Origin of the sequence: Rhizobium sp. BK212 (genome assembly GCF_014197475.1) — a bacterium.
Taxonomy (GTDB): domain Bacteria; phylum Pseudomonadota; class Alphaproteobacteria; order Rhizobiales; family Rhizobiaceae; genus Rhizobium; species Rhizobium anhuiense.
The window spans coordinates 174,109-195,268 of record NZ_JACIFS010000002.1; the positions used below are offsets into that span (position 1 = coordinate 174,109).

Annotated in this window: 21 protein-coding genes; 2 read left to right on the forward strand and 19 right to left on the reverse strand. The window is 61.6% G+C overall.

The genetic code is table 11. The features are described 5' to 3' along the window. Nucleotides 1-274: 274 nt before the first annotated feature. From FHT79_RS05885 to FHT79_RS05935, 11 genes are all read right to left on the reverse strand, one after another. Complete coding sequence (locus FHT79_RS05885) at nucleotides 275-1,762, reverse strand: right-handed parallel beta-helix repeat-containing protein (RefSeq protein WP_183903049.1); 1,488 nt, start codon at nucleotides 1,760-1,762, stop codon at nucleotides 275-277. A gap of 321 nt (nucleotides 1,763-2,083) precedes the next feature. Continuing rightward, nucleotides 2,084-3,298: an ABC transporter permease gene (locus tag FHT79_RS05890; RefSeq protein WP_183903050.1), complete on the reverse strand. Its 1,215-nt coding sequence runs from the start codon at nucleotides 3,296-3,298 to the stop codon at nucleotides 2,084-2,086. Between the two features lie 4 nt (nucleotides 3,299-3,302). Further along, entirely contained in the window at nucleotides 3,303-4,442 is a 1,140-nt protein-coding gene (locus FHT79_RS05895; protein ID WP_183903051.1) for an FtsX-like permease family protein, read from the reverse strand. Next, complete coding sequence (locus tag FHT79_RS05900) at nucleotides 4,439-5,143, reverse strand: ABC transporter ATP-binding protein (RefSeq protein ID WP_168333158.1); 705 nt, start codon at nucleotides 5,141-5,143, stop codon at nucleotides 4,439-4,441. Before FHT79_RS05900 ends, FHT79_RS05895 begins: the two co-directional genes overlap by 4 nt. Further along, the gene (locus FHT79_RS05905; RefSeq protein WP_246713935.1) at nucleotides 5,140-6,339 is read right to left on the reverse strand and encodes an efflux RND transporter periplasmic adaptor subunit; all 1,200 of its coding nucleotides are present in this window, start codon (nucleotides 6,337-6,339) and stop codon (nucleotides 5,140-5,142) included. Before FHT79_RS05905 ends, FHT79_RS05900 begins: the two co-directional genes overlap by 4 nt. An 86-nt stretch (nucleotides 6,340-6,425) precedes the next feature. Further along, complete coding sequence (locus tag FHT79_RS05910) at nucleotides 6,426-7,529, reverse strand: AraC family transcriptional regulator (RefSeq protein WP_183903052.1); 1,104 nt, start codon at nucleotides 7,527-7,529, stop codon at nucleotides 6,426-6,428. 80 nt (nucleotides 7,530-7,609) lie between these two features. Beyond that, nucleotides 7,610-8,350, reverse strand: a complete 741-nt coding sequence (locus tag FHT79_RS05915; RefSeq protein WP_183903053.1) for an SDR family oxidoreductase — start codon at nucleotides 8,348-8,350, stop codon at nucleotides 7,610-7,612. A 266-nt stretch (nucleotides 8,351-8,616) separates the two neighbouring features. Beyond that, nucleotides 8,617-9,210, reverse strand: coding sequence for a dienelactone hydrolase family protein (locus tag FHT79_RS05920; protein ID WP_183903054.1), 594 nt, complete (start codon nucleotides 9,208-9,210; stop codon nucleotides 8,617-8,619). A 97-nt stretch (nucleotides 9,211-9,307) separates the two neighbouring features. Further along, a complete protein-coding gene (locus tag FHT79_RS05925) occupies nucleotides 9,308-11,296 on the reverse strand; it encodes a primary-amine oxidase (protein ID WP_183903055.1) in 1,989 nt (662 codons plus the stop codon). Nucleotides 11,297-11,389: 93 nt separating this feature from the next. Further along, nucleotides 11,390-11,563 (reverse strand): hypothetical protein, encoded by a 174-nt coding sequence (locus FHT79_RS05930; RefSeq protein WP_183903056.1) that lies wholly within the window; start codon nucleotides 11,561-11,563, stop codon nucleotides 11,390-11,392. Then, nucleotides 11,560-13,011, reverse strand: a complete 1,452-nt coding sequence (locus tag FHT79_RS05935; protein WP_183903057.1) for an APC family permease — start codon at nucleotides 13,009-13,011, stop codon at nucleotides 11,560-11,562. Before FHT79_RS05935 ends, FHT79_RS05930 begins: the two co-directional genes overlap by 4 nt. 122 nt (nucleotides 13,012-13,133) lie before the next feature. Here FHT79_RS05935 and FHT79_RS05940 point away from each other — a divergent pair, with 122 nt between their 5' ends. After that, nucleotides 13,134-14,171: an AraC family transcriptional regulator gene (locus FHT79_RS05940; protein WP_127430286.1), complete on the forward strand. Its 1,038-nt coding sequence runs from the start codon at nucleotides 13,134-13,136 to the stop codon at nucleotides 14,169-14,171. Nucleotides 14,172-14,234: 63 nt separating this feature from the next. On the opposite strand, the gene FHT79_RS05945 is transcribed toward FHT79_RS05940, so the two are convergent. The 8 genes from FHT79_RS05945 to FHT79_RS05980 all read right to left on the reverse strand — a co-directional run bounded on the left by FHT79_RS05945 (nucleotide 14,235) and on the right by FHT79_RS05980 (nucleotide 20,673). Continuing rightward, a complete protein-coding gene (locus FHT79_RS05945; RefSeq protein WP_127430285.1) occupies nucleotides 14,235-14,600 on the reverse strand; it encodes a cytochrome C oxidase subunit IV family protein in 366 nt (121 codons plus the stop codon). A gap of 7 nt (nucleotides 14,601-14,607) precedes the next feature. After that, nucleotides 14,608-15,327 carry a heme-copper oxidase subunit III family protein gene (locus tag FHT79_RS05950; protein WP_127430284.1) on the reverse strand — a complete coding sequence of 240 codons (720 nt, stop codon included), beginning with the start codon at nucleotides 15,325-15,327 and terminating at the stop codon, nucleotides 14,608-14,610. Between the two features lie 10 nt (nucleotides 15,328-15,337). Next, on the reverse strand, nucleotides 15,338-16,051 hold the full coding sequence (locus tag FHT79_RS05955) for a cytochrome c oxidase subunit 3 (RefSeq protein ID WP_047610567.1): 714 nt from the start codon (nucleotides 16,049-16,051) through the stop codon (nucleotides 15,338-15,340). Further along, entirely contained in the window at nucleotides 16,048-17,817 is a 1,770-nt protein-coding gene (ctaD, locus tag FHT79_RS05960) for a cytochrome c oxidase subunit I (protein ID WP_047610569.1), read from the reverse strand. Before ctaD ends, FHT79_RS05955 begins: the two co-directional genes overlap by 4 nt. A 64-nt stretch (nucleotides 17,818-17,881) precedes the next feature. Further along, nucleotides 17,882-18,700: a cytochrome c oxidase subunit II gene (locus tag FHT79_RS05965; protein WP_047610571.1), complete on the reverse strand. Its 819-nt coding sequence runs from the start codon at nucleotides 18,698-18,700 to the stop codon at nucleotides 17,882-17,884. 148 nt (nucleotides 18,701-18,848) lie between these two features. Beyond that, nucleotides 18,849-19,238 (reverse strand): cytochrome c family protein, encoded by a 390-nt coding sequence (locus tag FHT79_RS05970; RefSeq protein ID WP_127430281.1) that lies wholly within the window; start codon nucleotides 19,236-19,238, stop codon nucleotides 18,849-18,851. A 198-nt stretch (nucleotides 19,239-19,436) separates the two neighbouring features. Further along, nucleotides 19,437-20,360 carry an MYG1 family protein gene (locus FHT79_RS05975; protein ID WP_097542265.1) on the reverse strand — a complete coding sequence of 308 codons (924 nt, stop codon included), beginning with the start codon at nucleotides 20,358-20,360 and terminating at the stop codon, nucleotides 19,437-19,439. 136 nt (nucleotides 20,361-20,496) lie between these two features. Then, the gene (locus FHT79_RS05980; protein WP_183903327.1) at nucleotides 20,497-20,673 is read right to left on the reverse strand and encodes a hypothetical protein; all 177 of its coding nucleotides are present in this window, start codon (nucleotides 20,671-20,673) and stop codon (nucleotides 20,497-20,499) included. Here FHT79_RS05980 and FHT79_RS05985 point away from each other — a divergent pair. After that, a complete protein-coding gene (locus tag FHT79_RS05985; protein WP_183903058.1) occupies nucleotides 20,617-21,114 on the forward strand; it encodes an HIT family protein in 498 nt (165 codons plus the stop codon). The two genes, FHT79_RS05980 and FHT79_RS05985, sit on opposite strands and share 57 nt — an antisense overlap. Nucleotides 21,115-21,160: the final 46 nt, after the last annotated feature.

Genomic DNA, 21,160 nt, shown 5'->3' on the forward strand with positions numbered 1-21,160 from the left:
CATTATGAGACACCGCGACGTTCCGCGGGCAAGGACGAGGTCCGCATCCTGGAAGGCGCTGCCTCCGCCGATGCACGACCGGGTTGCAGCTGCGGCGAAGGTTGTGCCCGTTCCGTCGTTGTCTGAATCCGATCCCGTGGCAACGAACAGCCGGGAAAAACTTACGGTTGAGCTTGAAAAAACGCGTCCGCGCCCCGCACGGGGGCTGACGGCTGCTTATGAAATCCCGGAAACTTTCCGGGATTTCTCCTTGTGTCATTGCAGCCTCGCACCCTCAGCCCAGCAAGTTATCCATATGGATGTAGACGGTCAGCGTATCGCCGTCGGTGTGGTGCGAGTTTCCGTCGTTGATCCCGTAGCTGAAGGACTCGCTCACATGGCCGTCATGGTCGGGAAGCTTCGTTTCATCGAGCGTGTAGGCATAGTTGCCTTCCCGGTCCACGTGGATGACGCCGTAGTCGCCAATCAGTGTCAGACCGTGCTTGCCGACGCTTTCGTCGCCGAAGCGGCGCAGAACCAGGGTGTCGTTGTCAGAGCTGTCGTTTTCGAGAAGATTGCCGCGATGGGCCTCGCCCGTATCGCTGAAGATCTTCAAATTGTCATGGACGGCGGCAACAGCCGGATCCGCGGACGCCTCCGTGACTGCGGCAGTCTTGGCAACCGGGCTCGCCAGCACCGTTTCGACATTGGCGACCGTATGGTTGTTGCTGACGGTGAAGGTGTGTGCGTCGACGATGGAAGGAGATATGGCGGTGGCGGTGGTGCCGGTCTCGATCGTATTGTTGGTGAAGGAGCCGGAAGCCGGCCTGTCGACCTTCAGCGCCGCCTGCGAGAGGTCGTCGAAGACATTGTCGTGCACCTTGATATTCGTGCGGGTATAGCTGGTGCCGCTGGCGTCGCTGATGGCAACGCCCCACGCGCCGTCATGAATGTGGTTGCCTGAAATATCATAGTCCCGCGCATTGCCCTGATCGCCGAGGCCGACGCCGAAGGACCAGCTGTAACCGTGAAATCCCGATATGTCGTTGTCGCGAATGGCGACATTCTTGCCGGCCGGCGCGCTGATGCCGAAGCCGCCGCCGGTGAGAACATTGTCCTCGATCACGGCATCGGTGGCCCGCACCAGCGCGATCACGCCCTTGGGGCTATCGGCGTTCGTCTGATCAAGATGGTTGCCCTTGATCAGAATATTGCTGCTGTCGTTCACCTGCACGGCATCGGCGGTCGAGCCGTTCGCGCTGGTCACGGTGTTGTCGAGAAGCTTGACGCCGGCGACCTTTTCGATCCAGAAGCCGTCGCCCTTGACGGCCGTTATCTTGCTGTCTTCGACCGTGACGTTCGTGCTGCTCCGGAAGGTGACGGCGCCGGCATTTTCCGACATGCCTGTCTTGGCGATCTCGACATTGCGGACCGTCCAGTTCGTGACACTGCCGCCATAAATGCCGGCGGTCCCGGTATTCGATATTTTGAGGTTCTCGATGACGATGTTCGAGGCATAGAGACTGTGAATGCCGTCGCCGCCGCTGTGGATGACGGGCGCTGCCCCCGTCCCGTAACTGCCGATCTTGATCGGCGCGCTTTCGGTGCCGGAATATTTGATATCAAACTGCTCGTTGAACACGCTCCCCTTGGCAAGAAGCACGCTGTCGCCCGGTTTCAGTTTCAAGGATTCCACTTTGGACAAAGTCGCAAAAGCCGAGTTCTGGCCCGTTCCGTTGTTGCGGTCGGAGCCAGTCGCTGAGTTCACATAGTAGATTGTCATATCGCCAATGTTGCCCTGTTCGTCGGATCGCTAAGTCGCCACGAAGATCGACCGGGATCGGCCGATCGAGCGCGGCGGGGGGCAACCGTCCACGGCAAGAAGGCGATAAGATGTTGTCAATGGGGCAACTGGCCGGTTCACGGGCCGTATTCCACAGGCAATGGCCTGGGCGCCGCATAGATGGCCGAAAGCTGCAACTTCGGCCTGGAAAACAACGACTTCGAGGCGAATAAATCGGGGACCTGCTGCGCGGGACTTATGTTAGCTCAAGCTGTTTAACATGCGATTCGTGGCTTCGCTTACGCGCAGCGTATTCGCTCCTCACCCCCTCGCCTGCAAAGCCGCCCTCAACGGCAGCCGCGTCGCCGCCAGCGCCGGCAAGGCTCCGCCGACAATCCCGATCGCAAGTCCCAGCAGGCCCGCGGTGAGGACGACGTCGCTGGTGACGTCGAGCTGGAAGGCCATCTTGGTATTGTTGGCGCCCATTGTGCTTGCCCGCCAGCCGTCGAAGGCGAGCCGCGAGGCGAGGATGCCGACGACCGCGCCCACCGACGACAGCAGCACCGCCTCGACCCAGGTCGCAGCGAAGGCCGGCACGCGGGCGAAGCCGATCATGCGCAGCGTGGCGATCTCGACGGTGCGGTCGGAAACCGAACTCATCATCGTGTTCAGCGCCCCAGCCGTGGCACCGACCGCCATTAATAGCGCAATCGGCCAGCCGAACAGGCGAATGAGGCTCTCGGTACGCTCCGCCTGCCCGGCATAGAGATCGGCTTCGGAGACTGAGGTAAGTGGGGCGCCGGGAACCGCAGAAAGGCGCGCGCGCAACGTCGTCAGCGGAAGAGCGGGATCGCCTCGCCCGTCGAGGCGCACGCGCAGGCTCTGCACCTGCCCCTGCCGGTCGAAAGCCGATTGCACCGCCTCCAGATCCGCCCAGATCTCGGATTCGAAGGCGCTGCCGCCGGAGGTGAAATGCCCCACGACAGTCCATTCGACCGGGCCGAGCCGCACCCTGTCGCCGACCGCAAAGCCGGAGAATTCGTCGGCGATACGGGCGCCGACGACGATTTCGCGGGCGCCCTGGGAAAACAGCCGCCCCTGCGAAAGCGCCGCACGATCGCGCAAGCCGGGCCCCAGCGGGTCCATGCCTCTCAGCGACAGCGTCTGCTCCACGCCGTCACCTTGCCTGACGACATCGACGGGAACGACGATCTCGCGCGACAGCGCCAGCCCGCCCGCGCCATCCCGCACCACGCCGATATCACCGGTCATGGCGGCAAGGCTGCGGATCGCCTCGGCAGGTACGTCAGAGCCGATCTCCTGGTTGGTCCCGCCGCCGAGAATGACGGCGATGCCAGGCGAGCCGGCGCCGGCAAGCGCGGCTTCAAATCCCCGCGCCATGGCGAGAAATCCTGCGAGCACCGCCACCACGAGAGCGACCGAGAGCACCATCGACAGCGAGATCCAGAGCCGCCGCGGCAGGCTGCCGAGGTTGATTCTGATCATGAGAAAGGTCTGCTTGAGCACTGATGACATTGGACTATCTCGATCTGATGGCATTGACGATGGGCAGGCGCATGGCGTTCCAGGCGGGCAGCAGCCCAGTCAGGAGGCCGAGACCCGCAATGATGGCGAGGGATTTCGACAGCACCGACAGACTGAAGACGAGGCCGAATTCAGGCCCGATCAACAGTGTCGCAAGCTTGGCAAGAAAGAGCCCGGCCGCCCCACCGGCGGCAAAGATGAACAGCGTCTCGCCGAGCACCAGCGTCATGATCCGGCCTTGGGAAAAGCCCAACACCTTCATCACGCCGATCTCGAAGCTGCGTTCCCTCACGGCAAAGAGCATGGTGTTCACCGTGATCATCAGGATGGTCACGAAAGCCGCGCCGACGACGAGGCCGACAATCAGGCCGACATCGGCGAACTGCCGCAGGAAGCCTTCGAGGAACTGCTTTTCCGATTGCGTCCGCGTCTGTGCCGCCGAATTGGTAAACAGCGCATCGATCCGCGCCGCCAGCACGCCGGATGATACTCCCTCGCGCGGGCGCACCACGAAGGTGTCGACCGTATCCTTGTCTCGCGCCCGGGCCTCATTGATCGTGTCGTAACGGGCCAGCATGAAATAGGTGTCGGTGCTGGCATTAGCTCCCTCGAAGATGCCTGATATCACGAAGCGCCAGTCGCGGCTGCCGTCGGCCCTCATCAACTGGCTGGTGACGCCGATGCGCTGGCCGACCGACCAACCCTGAGCCTCCGCCAACGCTTTGCCGACGAGCACCCGGTCACGGCCCTCTTCGAGTGCTGCGATCAGATCAGGCGTCAGTCCAAGCTCATCGCCATTGGCAGCGGCGATCGCGCGCGGATCGACCGCGCTGGTCATCACGATATTCTTCTCGACCTCGACGAACCCGCGCATCCGCGCGGTATAGGCAACGGCGGCGACATCAGCGTCCGCAGCGATCCGGTTGAGATAGGCGAGCGGCAGCGGCAACCCACGGCCCGACTTGTTGAAGACGCCGAGCAGGTTGTCGCTGGCGCCCGCCGCCCCTTGGCTGCCGCCGAGGAAGCTGGCGGTCAGGGCGTAAATCAGGAAGGCGACGCCGACCGAGAACATCAGCAGTGTCGCCCTCAGCCGCTTGCGCCAGGCATTGCGCCGCATGAGCTGGAAGAAAGTCATTGGCCCCTCCCTTGCTGCTCGACGAATTCGCCCTTGTTGAGATGCAATGTGCGCCGGGCAAAGGCGGCGGCCTCGGGATCATGCGTGACCATGATGATCGTCTTCTGAAGCTCACGATTGAGAAAGCCCAGCATCTCCAGGATATCGTTGGCCGATTTCCGGTCGAGATCGCCGGTCGGTTCATCGCAGAGCAGAAGGTCGGGATCACCGACGATGGCGCGCGCAATGCCGACGCGCTGCTGCTGCCCGCCGGACATGCTCGACGGAAACTGCCGCTGCCGGCCCGCAAGCCCGACGAGATCCATGACGGTCTCGACGCGGGCGCGCCGCTCCTTTCGCCCGAGCGGCTTCAAAAGCAGCGGCAGCTCGATATTCTCGCTCGCATTCAGCATCGGCAGCAGATTGTAGAACTGGAAGACGATGCCCATGCCATGCGCCCGCCATGCGGCTCTGGCGCCCTCACCCATCTGTTCGAGATGACTGCGGCCGATCCTGATCTCCCCGGCATCAGGGCTGTCGAGGCCGCCCAACATGTTGAGCAGCGTCGATTTCCCCGAGCCCGATGGTCCCATGACGGCGACGAAATCGCCGCGCGCAATGGAAAGGTCGAGCCCGGAAAAGATCGGGATCGTCTCCGCACCGATCCTGAATGCCTTCTGGACGCCGCGAAGCGCGATATAGGGTTCTTGCTTATCGTTCATCGCTCTGCTCCTTGCTGATGATCTGTGATATCCGCGGCCTGCGGCCGAACGGTCGCAGCTCCGCCCGCCTGCGGACCGGAAGCTGTTGACTCATCCACCACAAGGCGGATGCGCGCGGCCATCGCAGGGCGCATGCCCGGCGGCGACGAAGACAGCGACAGGCGAAGCGTCACCGTTCCCTTCTCCCGCGAAATCATGGGCGCGATCTTCGACACTACGACCGCAAAGGGCCGATCCGGAAAGCCGTCGAGGACCGCCTCACCGGATAGGCCTGGCCGCATCTGCGCGATGTTGGTCTCCGCCACATCGGCATCAATGGCCATGTTTGCCGTGTCGGTAATCACAAGCAGGCTTTCATTCTCCCGCACGCTGTCCTCGCGCGACAGCACGGTGTCGCCGGCATGCGCGGTAAGCCGCGTGACGGTGCCCGATATCGGCGCCCGGACGGTCAGCGCCTCCACCTGCTCGCGCGCCCTGTCGATATCGAGATCCGCCTTGGCCACATTCTGCCGTGCCTGCAGGGCAGCATTCTCGGCAGTGTCGAAAGCCGTCCTTGCCTCCTCCAGCGTCTGCGCCGACATGGCATCGCGCCGGGCCAGCCGCTCGATGCGCGTCAGGGAAGACCGCGCCTGCGCGAGATCGATATTCTTTGCATCAAGCGCCAGTGCCGCCGCCTGCCGGGCGATCTCGGCCCCCCGAAGCGCAAAGCGGGCGCCTGCATCGTCGAGCCGCACCAGCACCTGCCCCGCCGCGACCCTGTCACCCGCCTCGACCTCGACGGCGACGATCCGGCCTTCATATTTGGAAAAGACGGTCGCGGCATCGGGCGCCACGACATAGCCGGAGCCGGTGACCTCCCGGGCCGGCAAGGCCCGAACCGCCGGTGCGTCAGCAACAGCCCGCATCCGCTCGGCAGCGGCACCCTCGGCAGGCCCTTGCGTTCCGCCTATTGGTGTCGTCGCCCCGCGCTGAACCGCGAGGCCTGCAAGCACCGTTTCGATGCGCTGCAGCATCTCGGGCCGAGAGAAAAGAACCACCGCGAGCGATGCCGTCGCGGCAAGCGCAAGCATAGCAAGTGGCATCACGCGCCGCCGGGCTTCACGCTCCGGCGGCTCTGTCTTGAAGGCCGCGGGTTCGATCGAAAGCGATCTCAGCTTGGCGGCAAGGTTTCGGTCATGTTCTGATGTCGTGTTCATGCCGACAGAATGGTCGCCGGCTGCAAAACCGCGACCTCGAACACGTTTCCGGCAGTCCTCGATCGCGATTGTGTACGTGGCGTATCTCAGGACGAGGCCGGAGAGCCTCCCACCCCACCCTTCCTCTGCCGCCAGGCAAGCGGTGTCATATCCGTAACCCGGCGGAATTCGCGGTTGAAGTTGGATTTCGTCTGGAAGCCCACCTCGAACATCACCTCGGTCACCGATTTTTCGGTGCCGGCAAGCAGCCGGCAGGCATCGCCGATCCTGTAATCATTGACATATTGCGAAACGTTCTTGTCCATCGCCCGGTTGATCGCCGCCGAGATCTGGCGCGCGGGAATGCCCGCCTTGCGAGCCAGCCGGTCGAGATTGAGATTGGCGTCGCGATAGAGTTTTCTTGCTTCCATCAGCGCATCGACCGTGGCGATGGTCTCCTTGTCCTCGGTCGTTTCGGACTTCAACCCCGTCTCCACCGTCTCGGCCGGCGCCCGGCTTCGGCTGGCCGCCGCCGCCGCAATGCCGAGGATGACGAGGACGGCGAGATTGCTGACGCTGATTAGCGTCACCGCATGCTCGCCATGTGCCCAAGTGAAGTCGAGAAACACGAAAATATCGACTGCCGCCGACAGGCACAGCGCCACCGCCGCGAAGATGATCGCCCGATAGGCCGGCACCGCCCCCTCAAAGGGCGCAAGCCGAAGCGCATCCGCGCCCGGCCGCATCAGAAGCAGGATGGCCAAGGCATACCCGATGAAAACAAGCACCAGCGCGATATCGATCGCCTCCCGCCGGAAGGTGATCAATAAGAGGATGACGACGGCCGGCGCTGCATGCAGCGCAATCCGCTGCGACAGCGACCGGCGGCTCGTCCGCACCAGCCTGGATACTCCGGCATAGGCAAGCGGCGGCACCATCGCCGCGATGACAGGCGCGATCATACCCACCGCCTTCACTCCGTAGCCCCAGCGCAAGCCGGAGAGGATGGACAGCAAGACGCTCAGGAGGATCAGTGCCAGAAATGGCCGGTTCGGCGCCGCCTCCTCGTCGCGCTTGAGCACGGTAACGAAAAGGACCAGCAGCAGAAGAGCAACGACGAAGGGAAGCGGAATGAACAGCATGGCCTGGTGGGATCGGAGTGACGAATAGATGCCATCATTGCCGAGATCCTCACTCGGCGCGACCTCCATCGTGTTTTAGGACGCGTTTTAGGCTGGGATTTTTGATGGCCGGAGCGGGGCCGACCAGAGGATCGGCCCCGACATTCAGCCTACCAGCCGCCGTTCAACCGCTCGAACATCGCTTCGCCATGCTTGCGCGTGTGGACGGCGGTGCCGACCAGCAGTTCGTCCTGGTCATTCTCCAACTGGGCAAGTGCGTCCGTGGCGAATTCCTCCGGCGACATCATGTATTGCCGCTCGGCACCCCCGGCGCGGACGCCGCCGCCAAGGTTCGTGTCGACCATCGGCGGGATCATCTCGACCACCCGCACGCCCGTCGCCTTCAACTGGTGGCGAAGCGACAGCGTGAAGGAATGGAGGGCGGCCTTGGTCGCACAATAGACGGGAATGTCGGCCTTCGGCGTAAACGCCAGTCCCGAGGTGACGTTGACGATGACGGCGCTGGGTTGCCGCTTCAGCATCGGCAGCAGCTCGCCGATCAGTTGGATCGGCGCGGCAAGGTTGATGGCTATCTCCTGGTCGAGATCGGCCACGGCCTGATCATCGTCGAAATGCCTGACGTACTGCACCCCGGCATTGTTGATCAGCATGTTGAGGTCGGGATGGTTGTTTTCCAGCCAGCCCGACAGGCTGTCACGATTGTCGAGATCGGTGACGTCGCAGACCCGCGTTATCAGAGCAGGAACGGCCGCCTGCGCCGTGTCCAGCGCCTCCCTGCTCCTGCCGCAGATGATGACGCGATTTTTCCGTTCGGAAAGTTGCTTAGCGAGCGCCAGCCCGATGCCGCTTGCGCCGCCGGTGATGAGAATGGTGTTGTCCGTCAGTTTCAAGTCGAACGTCCTTCTATGTTGACATGAAGGTGCGCCGACGAAGATGTCAGAGTTCCCGGCGGACACACCTACGAGACCGGCAAGCCGGCTGCGGTGTCGCGGTTACCCTGAAAGGAGGAGTTGCCGCCCGATGGGCGGCGGCCGGGCTACCATCCGACCAGCACTCTTTCGACGGAATTTTTATAAGGCAGATTTTGCTTCGATGGCAAGTGGCGAGGATGGCTGTGGCGGACTGCTGTGCTCAGCCATATCCCTCCCCTCCGGTCTCATCCAGACGTGTCCAAGGAGTCCAGGAACCTACGCACTCGGTTGATGAGAAGCGCAGTCGCATCCGCGTCATAGGATGGAAGCGAGCTGTCGGCGAAGTAGTGCTGATCGCCGGGATAGAGGAAAAGCTCCGCCTTCTCGACCTTTTCCACAATCTCGCGGGCGGCGTCGATGTCGCCCTCGCCTGTGAAAATCGGGTCATTGTCCATACCGTGAATCTGGACTGGGACACCGTCCGGCCAAGGCCCAAAGGACCACTCGCCGCTGATCGGCAGACAGGAATAAAAGAGCAGCGCCCCGCGGGCGCCACGCCGTGTCTGCACCAGCTTCTGCGCCGGCAGGACACCGAAGGAGAACCCGGCATAGACGAGCTCGACCGGGAGTTCATCGGCGAGGCGGACGCCGCGCTCCCTGAGGTCGTCAAATCCGATCTCACCGATATAGGCGAGCCCCTGCTCGATGCTTGGGAATGTGCGACCGTCGAACAGATCAGGCGTGTGCACGACGTGGCCGGCAGCCCTCAAAGCGTCGGCGAACGCACACACACCCGGGGTCAGCCCCTGTGCGTGGTGGAATAACAAGACCTCAGCCATACGAAGCCTCCGGATGGGATGATCGGGCGCACATTCGGCAACTCTACCGGGTCATCGCCTCGTCGGGAAGACGTCAGTCGCAGGCCAGTGCCATACTCTAGGTGTGACAGCAGGAATCGTGCCCGCTGTCATCGGGTGAAGGCTGCAGGCGATTGTCGACACTCTCCTCGTTTCCACCAGGCGGCAGGTCCATGGCGATGTTGGATGCGAAAAAGCCGTTCGGTTTCAGTGTGAAGCCTGCATATTCCACCGGCATGATCGGAAAATCCTCGGGCTTGCAGACGTGGGTATGGCCGAAGCAATGCCAGAGCACGATATCGGCATTCTCGATTTCGCGGTTCTGCTTGACATAACCCGGCAGGCCGTCGCCGCCGGCATGCACGTTCGGATAATCGCCGCTCGCATATTTCTCCCTGGCATCGAAGGCCGTGACCCAGATGTGTTTCTTGGCGAAGCCGCCGCGCTGGGCAACGGTCGAATCCGGCTGGGCAAGCATGACCGGTGACGGCATGACGATGATCTTGTAGCCCGGCGTTTTGCCGACGCTGTTCTGCATGTTGGGGTTGGAGACTTTCCAGTAGCGGCCGGTCTCGCCATTGGCGAGTGCAGGCGAATCGAGTTCGCGCTTCAACACGCGAGTCCTGGTATCGAAGACATTGCCATAGGGATTGTCCTCACCCCAGGGACGCGGCACGAACTCATGCTCGGTCACAGTGTTACCACCGCCATCGACATCCATATGCAGGCGCGCATTGAAGAAATGCTGGTGGGTCGGACCGCCGAGATTGTCATCGACCATGCCGCCCCACGGATAGGTTTCGCCGGTCGCGACTGCCGCCGTCTGGATGATGCCGGTAAGCTTGGCTTCGAGCTGGATCGTGCCGTCCTGGTAGAGATACCAGTAGAAGCCGTAATCATAATTGCCGACGGTTGCGAAGAAGGAGATGACGAGGCGGCGGGAGCGGCGCACTTCGAAAATACCGTTGCGAAATTCGTAATGCTTCCAGAGGATTCCGTAATCCTCCTCATGCATGCAGATAGCGTTCTTCATGATGAAAGGTTGGCCGAAATCATCGGCCGCCGGCACGTCGAAATAGTGAATATGGCCGAGGCAGTCGCAGCCGAGTTCGAGGCAATTGGCCAGGCGCCCGAGGCCATATTCGCCGGCATCGAAAGCGCTCTTCCAATAATGGTTCGCAGTCGGATCGGCATAGGGAACGACCATTTCGGTGACGCTGGCGCGAAAGACGACAGGCCGCAGCCTGCCCTGATCCCTGATGCCGAGTTCATGCAGAACGAGGCCTTCGCGCGGGGTGAAACCGACACGGAAACTCCAGTTCTGCCATTCGACTTTCCAGCCGTCGACAGCAAAGCTCGGCCCTTGCGGCTGAACGATATGCAGCGGCTTGAGATCGGGTCGGAGTTCCGGCAAGGTTTCGCGGCCATAATTGCGCTTCTTCCGTGGAACCGGAATGATCTTTTCATCGTCGACGAGATCGACCACTCGGTTGGTGATCAGGTCGACCACCGCCACCACACCCTCGATCGGATGCGCATAGCCGTTGTCGCGGATATCCTCGCGCCAATAGGACACGGCGCGGACGATGCGCTTTCCCTTCTCGAATTCGCGGCCAAAATAGCCGGAGGAAAAAGGATCGATCTGGATGAGCGGAATATCCTCGTCGGTGATGCCCCGCTTCTTGACGGCAGCGATCCAGCGCGGATCGGATTTGACGGTGCCCTCAACGGTTTCGAATTCGCACAGCATGACCGGCGGCTGGCCATAAGGCAGCTCGCCAAGAGGCAGTCTTGTATAGGAGGACACTTTGCCGGCGGTCAGATCGACGATGCCCTCGAAGGTCTCGCCGTTGCTGATATCCATGGCCAGGATGAAGGCGAGACGCGGCAGACTGTTGCCCAAGCGATAAGTGGCAAGATCCGTCTTGGTCGGCTCCTCCAGCCGGGTTATCGGAAAGCGGAAGGTGGCTGCGAGTTTCTGCTTATCCTTGAGGATGGCAACGGCAGAAGCGATCTCGGCCAGGCTCAGGGGATCGAGCGGATGGGTGACTGCGACAACGGCGTCCATGGACATACCTCTTTGATTTGGGCCTCGTTGATTTTGGGCCTCTTGGCTTCCGGAAAGACGACGCACCATCGCGCGTCGCAAGCTGTGCGGTGATCAGGATCGACCGGAGCAGATCTGCGTCTCGATCGTCATTGCCTCTGCGTGAATGCAAAACACCGAGCAGAAGACGTGCGCCTCAACGGCAACCAGCAAAGTCGCGCCGGTAAGGATCGCGCTCGCGAGAGCCAAAAAGCGATCGAAGGGTGCAAGTTCGGCAATGGCACTCATTCGAAGACCTTTCCGAGTGAGGCATAGAGAGCGGGCTTGGCCTTCTTGACCTGGATCGCAAAAAGCGCACCGAGAATGCCCACCAGTACCATCGCATAGGGGAAAGCCTTGACGATCGGGCTTTCGCTGCCGGAAAGCAGGGAAAGATTGGAACTGACCAGCACCAGCGAACCCATCAGGCCGAGCAGCGCCAGCGCCGGAGCGATCATCGTGGTCCAGGCGCTGTAGCTGTTCGGCGTCTTGCGGAAGAACATGACGATCGCGACGGAGACCAGCACCTGCACCAGCAGGATACCGATCCCTGCAAGCGCCGCCATCCACGAGAACACGACGGTGTAGGGATCGGCGCCGAAGATGACGAACAGGGCAAGAACGACGGCCGCGATCAGACTTTGCAACAGGCCTGCGGCATAGGGTGAGCCATGCTTGGCGTGAACCTTGCCAAGCACCTTGACGGCCAGCCCTTCCCGGCCAAGGGCGAAGAAATAGCGGTTGAGCGTATTGTGGAAGGAAAGGATGCAGGCAAACAGGCTGGTGATCAGCAGCACGTTCATCACCTGGCTCGACCATGCGCCGAGCACGGAATTGGCGGCAACGAAGTAGAAACTGTCGAGGCCGGCGGCAGCGGAGGCCTGCACATTGCCCGGACCGTAGAATTGCACGATGGCCCAGGTGGAGAAGGCGTAGAACAGGGTGATGAGCAGCACCGCAACATAGGTGGCGCGGGGGATGGTCTTTTCCGGATTTTCGGCTTCCTCGCCGAAAATGGCCGTCGCTTCGAAGCCGATGAAGGAACCGATGACGAAGACCAGCGCCACACCAATACCTGATGTAAAGACCGACGATGGAGCGAAGGAGGAAAAGGTGATGCCTTCTGGTCCGCCGCCTGAAAAGACGATGGCAAGATCGAGAACCAGCAATATGGCGATTTCGGCGATCATGCAGACGCCAAGGATCGCGCCTGAGAAGGCGATGTTGCGTTGACCGCAGACCAGCACGACGACGAGTGCCGCGAAGGCCCAGGCCCACCACGGCAGGACCAGCCCAAGCGGCGCTATGGCGTTGGCCACGAAGAAGCCGAACAGCCCATAGATGGCGATCTGAACCGCGCTATAGGTGACCAGCGCCATGAAGGCGCCACCCACCCCGGCCGGCTTACCGATGCCATGGGTGATATAGGTGTAGAAGGCCCCCGCCCCGCCCACATGCCGGCTCATGGCGGTGAAGCCGACCGAGAAGAGCAGGTAAAGCAGGCCGGCGAGCACGAAAGCGCCGGGAACGCCTGCGCCATTGCCAAAGGCAAAGGCGGCCGGTGAAGCGCCGACGACGGCCGTGAGAGGCGCGGCCGCGGCAACGACGAAGAACACGATATGGGCAAGCCCCACCGAGTCCTTGGCCAGACGACGCTCCGGCGATGACGGCGCGGGCATGCTTGCTTCCAATGTCATGGAGAAACCCCTCTTTGCTTGTTTGTTGCCAAGAGGGTAAGCGCGGCGATCTGGCCTCGAAATTGCAGTTTATGCCAATGAATCGATAATTCGCGCCACGACGGTCACCGGAGACGCTGAAAATGGCAGTTGCACGGCATTTGATCAGCCGAATGCCCGCAGTTGCTTCAATTCGAGCCTCTGTCTTGATCCCGCTGGTGCAACAAATCGATAAAAGATCCGGGAAAACCGACCTTCTTCTGGCTTCGCACGGCATTCTGCGCTCGCAACTCGAAGATCCCTACGCTGTCCTGCCTATGGCGCGTTATGTCGCGCTGTTCGAGGATGCCGCGACGATAACAGGCGAACCGGCACTCGGAGCCCGCATGGGCACCGGTTTCAGGCCCGCCGATCTCGGCCCCATCGGCATGCTCTTTGCGCTCTCGCCGAACATTCGCAGCGCTTTCGAACGGCTGTCGAAATATGTGAACGCGTTGCAGGGCGCGACCAGTTCCGGCGTATTCGAGGAGAATGGCGATTTTGTCTGGAGCTACCGGATCGTCGACCCCAGCATGTGGCCGCGCCGGCAGGACAGCGAATTCACGATTGCCGCCTCCTGTCAGCTCGTCCGTTCGTGCTTCCGCCGAGGCTGGCGGCCGATCGAAATCCAGCTCGAGCATCACGCCCCACGCGATGCCGGCGTGCTGGAACGCATCTATGGCGCGCCCATCCTGTTCGGCCAATCCGGCAACCGCATCGTCATGAACAAGGCGGATGCCGATCGTGTCCACCGCTCGGAAGACAAAAGCCTGATCGAAATCCTGGAGCGGCACATCGGCGATCTGGTCAACGAGCCGGCGGCCGGCGAAGCTGTCAAGGAAAAGGTCCAGGCCCTGATCGGCATCTATCTTGGCCGCAAACCGATCACGGTCGCAATCCTCGCCGCCGAACTGAAGATGTCGCCGCGAAGCCTGCAGCGTCGGCTGTCGGAGGAAGGCGTGTCGCTTCGCGATCTCGTTCGCCAACACCGCCAGACACTCGCCGCCCATTATCTCGGCGACCGACATGCCGCGCCGATGTCCGAGGTGGCGCGTGTGCTGGGTTATGCAGACAATACGGTGCTCTGGCGTGCGCTGCGGTCCTGGGAGAAGAAAGGAAACCGCTCATCTTCGATAGGTTGAACGAAGATGTAAAAGCAAAGCAAATACGAACGGAACGGCAACGGAGACTGCCCGATTGCCGCTCTACGGCGTAGCACCGAAAAACGCTATCCGGGTGAAGATCGTATAGTCCGCTTCCGAGACCATCAGCGCCACGAAAACCAGTACCAGCAGCGGCGGCAGCAGGATGGCGTAGACCAGCGCCAGCCGTTCCCAGGCCATGTGCATGAAGACGGCGACGATCAATCCGGCTTTCAGCATCATGAACACCAGGATCAGCGTCCACCTGAGATAGCTCTGGACGCCAAGATAATCGACCATATAGGACGCCGCGCTGAGCACGAAGAGCAGGCCCCAGACGAAGAAATAGAGCCCGATCGGGTGCTGCTGTCCGCTGTGTGCCTGTGCGTCCATCGTTTGGCTTTGTGCATGCGCCGTTGTCTCGCTCATGACGACCTCACCACAGATAAAAGAATGCAAAGATGAAGACCCAGACCAGGTCGACGAAGTGCCAGTAGAGGCCCATGATCTCGACGGCCTCGTAGCGGCCTTTCCGGCTGGTGAAGAAGCCACGCCGTTCCACGTCGAAATCGCCGCGCCAGACCTTGCGGGCGACGATGAGGAGGAAGATGACGCCGATCGTGACATGGGTGCCGTGAAAGCCTGTTATCATGAAGAAGGTCGAGCCGAACTGCGCCGCCCCCCACGGGTTTTCCCAGGGGCGCACGCCTTCGGTGATCAGCTTCGTCCATTCGAAGGCCTGCATGCCGACGAAGCATGCGCCGAGAAGCGCTGTCAGCAGCATCAGCACCGCCGTCGTGCGGCGGTCGCGGCGATAGCCGAAATTGACCGCCATCGCCATGGTGCCGCTGCTCGAGATCAGCACGAAGGTCATGATCGCGATCAGGATCAACGGCACATCCTGGCCGCCGATATGCAGCGCGAAGACCTCGCTCGGATTGGGCCATGGTACGGGCGTCGACATTCGGGCGGTCATATAGGCGATTAGGAAACAACCGAAGACGAAGGTGTCGCTCAAGAGAAAGATCCACATCATCGCCTTGCCCCAGGAGGCGGTCTTGAAGGCGCGCTGATCCGAGCTGAAATCGGCGGCGACACCGCGAAGGCCTGATGGCCTGAGGTCAGCCCCGCCATGTGTCTCGATAGTCTGTGCCATCTGCACCCCCCTAGCTAATCAACGTCCGGCAGAGATCGACGAAATCGCTGGCCCAGCCGGCAAAAAGCGCGAAGAGCAGCAGCCAGACCGCAAGCATGAAATGCGAATAGATAGCCGAGAGATCGACGCTAAGGCTCAGCCTCTCCGGCGCGATATCGGCTGCGAAGGCCTTGACCGTCGTGTGCGCCAGCACCGCCAGCCCACCAAGAATATGCAGGCCATGCAACCCGGTCAGCATGTAGAAGAAGCTGTTGGCGGGGTTATCATCAAGCACGTAGCCTGCCGCGACCAACTCCCGCCATACCTGGATCTGCCCGGCGAGGAAGAAGACCGCAAGCAGAAGTGCCGTAACGAGCGCAGGCCGCAGGCTTTCCATGCGGCCATGCCGCACTTCGCGCTTAGCCCATTGCAGCGCCGCACTGCTCAAGGCCAGCGCCGCGGTGTTCACCCAGAGCAGGCGCGGAACCGGCATCCCCCACCAGTCGGCCGAGGCCGCGCGCATGAAATAGGCGCTGACGGCAAGGCTGAAGAGCGCGCCGACGACGCCGAGAAAGACGAAGAGACCGATCTTCACCGACGGCACCGGCGGCCGGTCGGTGCCGCCATGAACCGGCATCTGCACGGAGCCGGTCTCCAGCCAGGGCTTCGAGGTCAGCCGCTGCCCGGAGAGCCACCAGATCATGATGGCGGCGATGGCGGCCAGAAAGATCAGCACGACGCTCATGCCGGCGTCTCCCGGGTTACGCCAGCCGTTGCCGGCACATTCTGCGGAATGAAATCCTCGGCCGCGCCCGGCACGCTGTAATCATAGGCCCAACGATAGACCACAGGCAGGTCTTTGCCCCAGTTGCCGTGCGCCGGCGGCGTCTGCGGCGTCTGCCATTCCAACGTCGTTGCCCGCCATGGATTGCCGCCGGCCTCCCTGCCCCGGAAGAGGCTCCAGGCGAGATTGAACAGGAAGACCATCTGCCCGGCGCCCACGACCAGCGCCATGACTGTGATGAAGATGTTCAGCGTGTGGGCCGACGGCGGAACGAAGGCCGTCTCCCCCATCTCGAAATAGCGGCGCGGCACGCCGAGCAGACCGAGATAGTGCATCGGAAAGAAGATCGCATAGGTGCCGAGGAAGGTGATCCAGAAGTGGATATGGCCGAGCACATCGTTCAGCATGCGCCCCGTCACCTTCGGATACCAGTGATAAATCGCCCCGAAGATGACGAGGATCGGCGCGACCCCCATGACCATGTGGAAGTGGGCCACGACGAACATCGTATCCGACAGCGGCACGTCGACGACGACATTGCCGAGGAACAGGCCGGTCAGCCCGCCATTGACGAAGGTGACGATGAAGGCGAGCGCAAAGAGCATCGGCAGCGTCAGGTGGATATCGCCGCGCCACAGCGTCAGCACCCAGTTATAGACCTTGATCGCCGTCGGGATGGCGATGATCAGCGTCGTCGTGGCGAAGAAGAAGCCGAAGGCCGGGTGCATGCCGCTGACATACATGTGGTGCGCCCAGACGACGAAGCTCAACGCCCCGATGATGACGATCGCCCAGACCATCATGCGGTAGCCGAAGATATTCTTGCGCGCATGCGTGCTGATCAGGTCCGAGACGATGCCGAAGGCCGGCAGCGCCACGATATAGACCTCGGGATGGCCGAAGAACCAGAAGAGGTGCTGGAACAGGATCGGGCTGCCGCCGCCATGCTGGAGCTGCGTGCCCATCTCGACGATGGCGGGCATGAAGAAGCTGGTGCCGAGCACGCGGTCGAAGAGCATCATGACGCAGGCGACGAAGAGTGCGGGAAAAGCGAGCAGCGCCATCACCGTCGCGGTGAAAATGCCCCAGACGGTGAGCGGCATCCGCATCAGCGTCATCCCTCGCGCCCGCCCCTGCAGCACGGTTACCACATAGTTCAGCCCGCCCATCGTGAAGCCGATGATGAAGACGATCAGCGAGGTCAGCATCAGCAGGATGCCCCAGTCCTTGCCGCCTGGTGTGCCTGAGAGAACGGATTGCGGCGGATAAAGCGTCCAGCCGGCCCCTGTCGGGCCGCCGGGGGCGAAGAAGCCGGCGGCGAGGATCAGCACCGCGAGGAGGTAGATCCAGTAGCTCAGCATGTTGGCGTAAGGGAAAACCATGTCGCGCGCGCCGACCATCAGCGGAATGAGGTAATTGCCGAAGCCGCCGAGGAAGAGCGCAGTCAAGAGATAGATCACCATGATCATCCCGTGCATGGTGATGAACTGGTAATAGTGATCGGCATCGATGAAGGTGAAATAGCCGGGGAAGGCGAGCTGAATCCGCATCAGCCAGGAGAGTACCAGCGCCACTAGGCCGATCGCGATGGCGGTGATCGAATATTGCACGGCGATGATCTTGGCATCCTGGCTGAACACATATTTCGTCCACCAGCTGTGTGGATGATAAAGCTCCACATCCTCGACTTCGGCGGATGGGATGCTGCCGGATGGAATCTCGACCATGATCTCTCTTCCCTTCCCCCGCCGGTTCACCGAACCGGCCTGCGGTCTGCGACCACTGCACGGTTCAGTTTGCCGACGGCAGCTCTCCCGATGACGCCGTCAACTGGGTGAATGTTTGCTGCTGCCCGAGCCAGGTCTGATAGTCCACGTCGTTGTCGACGACGACGGTGCCGCGCATTTGCGGATGACCGACGCCGCAGAGTTCGGCGCAGAGGATCTCGAAGGTACCCGTCCGCGTCGGCGTGAGCCAGAAGTAGGTGACCATGCCGGGGATCATGTCCATCTTGGCGCGAAACTCAGGCACGTAGAAATCATGAAGCACATCGACCGAGCGCAGCAACATGTGCACCGGCTTGCCGATCGGCAGGTGCAGTTCGCCGCCTTCGATGATGATGTCATCGAGGCCGCTTGCATCGTTCTTGTCGAGGCCGAGCGGGTTTTCGGGCGTAACGTCGCGCGTTTCGGCGCGGCCGAGCTTTCCGTCCGCCCCCGGCAGGCGGAAGCTCCACAGCCACTGCTGGCTGACGACCTCCACCGATGCGGCATCGGCGGGCACCGTGATGAACTGGTTCCAGACGATGAGGCCGGGCGCCAGCATGGCGGCGACGCCGACCGCCGTTCCCGAGGCGAGCATCACCTCCAGCCTGCGGTTTTCAGGCTCGTAATGCGCCTTGTTGCCCGGCTTATGCCGGAAGCGAAAGACGCAATAGGCCATGAACAAGACCACTGCCACGAAGACGATGCCGGTGATCCAGAAGGTGATGACGAGAGTGCTGTCGATATAGGTCCAGTTGGACGCGATCGGCGTCCACCACCACGGGCTCAGCACATGGAACAGCACGGAGCCGACGACAATCAGGACGAGGATCAGCACGACAGCCATTTCCGCTCCTCCTCGAGCAGGTTGACCCGTGAAACCGCATTCCGCAAAAAGTCCGTCTTTATTATCGCACAGATAGAAAATATCGGCAATTACGGCAATTTAGGCACCTGCCGCGTCACTTCCACCCGTCATTTTGGAGTATGGCCCATCATTTGGAATATTGCTTGAGATAGGCGATGAGATCGGTGATCTCCTGGTCGTCCTTCACGCCGACGAAGGCCATCTTCGTGCCCTTCACCTTCGCTTTCGGATTATGCAGATAGTCGCGCAGCACTGTCTCGTCCCAGACCAGACCGCCTTCGCCGGCCGCCTTCATTCCGGCCGAATAGGCGAAATCAGGATGCGTGCCGGCCTGTCGGCCGAACAACTTGTTCAGCGACGGACCGACCTTGTTCGTATCGGAATCGGCGACATGACAGGTTGCGCATTTCTTGAAAACGACGGCACCCGCGGTCGCATCGCCTTCCTGCGCCCCGGCGCGACCGGGGGAAAGGGCAATCACGGATGTGGCAATCAGCAGAATAACACGATAGTCCATGGCAAACCTCATCCTCCTCAAGGTTGCCAGCCACTTGCACCCTCAGCAATCTCTCGCGTATGGGTAGTGGTTGTATGGCTTAAAGCTTAGTCCTTCGCGGCAGCAAGTCAATCGGCCCTACAATTGGAGCCATCTGAACGTAATCTGATACGAGGTGAACCCGGCGCGGATGAGCTGCCTGAGCTGCCGCTATTTGACCTATTGCCCGATCGAAAGCGCCTCCTCTACCGCCAGTTCGGCCATGGCAAGCGCCGCCTCTCGGGTCCTGGCGGCGGCGATGAATCGGCCGTTGTGGCAGAAGCTCGCGCCCTCTATGCCGCACGCCGCCTCCAATGCGCCATTGGTGAGCCCGGCCCAGGCCGCCGGCAGATCGGCCCTGAGCTCGAAACCATCCTCGGCGCGGCGGATGCCGGTCACGCACCAGTCCTTTTCGCGCGGGTGGACGACGAACAGCAGATGATCGGCGCCTGCTTTCACGATAGCAGGCCGGAAGGGCATTCCCCTCGGCAATTCCAAAACACGCCCCTGCCCGGTAGCCTCGATTGCCTGATGCACGACCGCCTCGGCCCGCAATTTCGCAGCACTCTGCGCAATCCTGGCCTCGACGAAACTGCGGGCGATGGCAAGGGCCGCGTGGAAGGCACGGTCGTCGGCAGCGGGGTCGGCATCGTCGAAGACCGGTTTCAGCGTTTCCAGCAGAGCCGGCAGCGTCAACCCGGCCAGCGGCCCGGAGGGGCTGAGCGCGCCATTGTCCGTCAGATCGACCGGCAGCACGAAACTGGCGTCGAAAGAGCCATGCAGCGTCTCGACATGTGCTTCGGGAAGGCCGGAGGCTGCGAGATAATCGCGGCCGTAATGCTTCCAGATCAGGCCGAACGAACTGAAAGGCTGGCCATCTTCGCGCAACGGCGCGCCGCGCTGGTGATGATCGAATATCCCGGCAGCAGGATCATAGGCGCCGCCGACATCGTAGATGATGCGATCCTTGCCCGGCGTTATCCATTCCGGTGCCCGGCTGCGGATGATACGCGCCTTCGGGAAAAGCCGGGTCAGAATGACACTCGACAGCAGTTCGTCGGCATGGAAGCCACCGGAATGGGTGACGAGGAAATCGGGGATCATGGGAGCTATACGCCTTGTCGTTCGCGGAGGATGCGCTTGCCGGTCGGCACCAGATAGCCGGTGCCGGCTGCTATCTCAACCCGTCCTTAACGCATTTCACTCACTGCGCACCTCGGCATAGAGATATCAACCGCCGTCAAACCGAGAGCAGGCTCTGGTCGATCTCCCGGATCGCCGTTGCAGCCATCGCAAAGCGGCCTATTCTGCGGCCTTTGGAGCGAATGGCGACATTTGCGAAAGCGGAAAGAGGCAGCGCTTGGACATTCCTCAGCATTTTCATGTTGTCGAGACGGCCGGATGGCTTGTGAACCACCGCATGAACTCCGCCCTTCCCGGCTACCTCATGCTCAGTTCCAAGACCGATACCAACGATCTGTCGGATTTGTCTGAAGACGCTTTGGCCGAATTCGGCCCCTTGCTCGCAAGGGCTCAGAGCGCCCTGAAACGGAAATTGAATGCCCAGCGCGTCTATATCGGCCGATACGGGCACACGCCCGGTTATCCGATCCATTTCCATGTGATCCCGATATATGACTGGGTGGAGGAGTTGTTCTGGAAGAACGCTCGATATCGCCTGCTCGAGAGTTTTGCAGAGGGTCCGGGGGAAACCGCAACGGATGGCGCGGAACTGACGCTGTTTGTCTGGCGCGAATTCTGCGAACGCGCAGAGCCGCCGCCCATCAGCGGGCCATCGGTCTCAGAGGTCATCAAGCTGTTGCGGGAGGCAATGCGGTTTTCGGCGCCTGAAGCCTAAGACAGCGCCGGTCCCGGCTGCCTTGCGACGAGCGCACGGCGCCAGG

Coding starts and splice junctions, on each gene's coding strand:
- ctaD (WP_047610569.1), bottom strand. CDS start 17,817: ATGGTCGAGATTCCATCCGGCAGCATCCCATCCGCCGAAGTCGAGGAT.
- FHT79_RS05970 (WP_127430281.1), bottom strand. CDS start 19,238: ATGGACTATCGTGTTATTCTGCTGATTGCCACATCCGTGATTGCCCTT.
- FHT79_RS05945 (WP_127430285.1), bottom strand. CDS start 14,600: ATGAGCGAGACAACGGCGCATGCACAAAGCCAAACGATGGACGCACAG.
- FHT79_RS05925 (WP_183903055.1), bottom strand. CDS start 11,296: ATGGACGCCGTTGTCGCAGTCACCCATCCGCTCGATCCCCTGAGCCTG.
- FHT79_RS05930 (WP_183903056.1), bottom strand. CDS start 11,563: ATGAGTGCCATTGCCGAACTTGCACCCTTCGATCGCTTTTTGGCTCTC.
- FHT79_RS05940 (WP_127430286.1), top strand. CDS start 13,134: ATGGCAGTTGCACGGCATTTGATCAGCCGAATGCCCGCAGTTGCTTCA.
- FHT79_RS05905 (WP_246713935.1), bottom strand. CDS start 6,339: ATGAACACGACATCAGAACATGACCGAAACCTTGCCGCCAAGCTGAGA.
- FHT79_RS05885 (WP_183903049.1), bottom strand. CDS start 1,762: ATGACAATCTACTATGTGAACTCAGCGACTGGCTCCGACCGCAACAAC.
- FHT79_RS05895 (WP_183903051.1), bottom strand. CDS start 4,442: ATGACTTTCTTCCAGCTCATGCGGCGCAATGCCTGGCGCAAGCGGCTG.
- FHT79_RS05950 (WP_127430284.1), bottom strand. CDS start 15,327: ATGGCACAGACTATCGAGACACATGGCGGGGCTGACCTCAGGCCATCA.
- FHT79_RS05890 (WP_183903050.1), bottom strand. CDS start 3,298: ATGTCATCAGTGCTCAAGCAGACCTTTCTCATGATCAGAATCAACCTC.
- FHT79_RS05975 (WP_097542265.1), bottom strand. CDS start 20,360: ATGATCCCCGATTTCCTCGTCACCCATTCCGGTGGCTTCCATGCCGAC.
- FHT79_RS05965 (WP_047610571.1), bottom strand. CDS start 18,700: ATGGCTGTCGTGCTGATCCTCGTCCTGATTGTCGTCGGCTCCGTGCTG.
- FHT79_RS05920 (WP_183903054.1), bottom strand. CDS start 9,210: ATGGCTGAGGTCTTGTTATTCCACCACGCACAGGGGCTGACCCCGGGT.
- FHT79_RS05955 (WP_047610567.1), bottom strand. CDS start 16,051: ATGAGCGTCGTGCTGATCTTTCTGGCCGCCATCGCCGCCATCATGATC.
- FHT79_RS05910 (WP_183903052.1), bottom strand. CDS start 7,529: ATGGAGGTCGCGCCGAGTGAGGATCTCGGCAATGATGGCATCTATTCG.
- FHT79_RS05935 (WP_183903057.1), bottom strand. CDS start 13,011: ATGACATTGGAAGCAAGCATGCCCGCGCCGTCATCGCCGGAGCGTCGT.
- FHT79_RS05900 (WP_168333158.1), bottom strand. CDS start 5,143: ATGAACGATAAGCAAGAACCCTATATCGCGCTTCGCGGCGTCCAGAAG.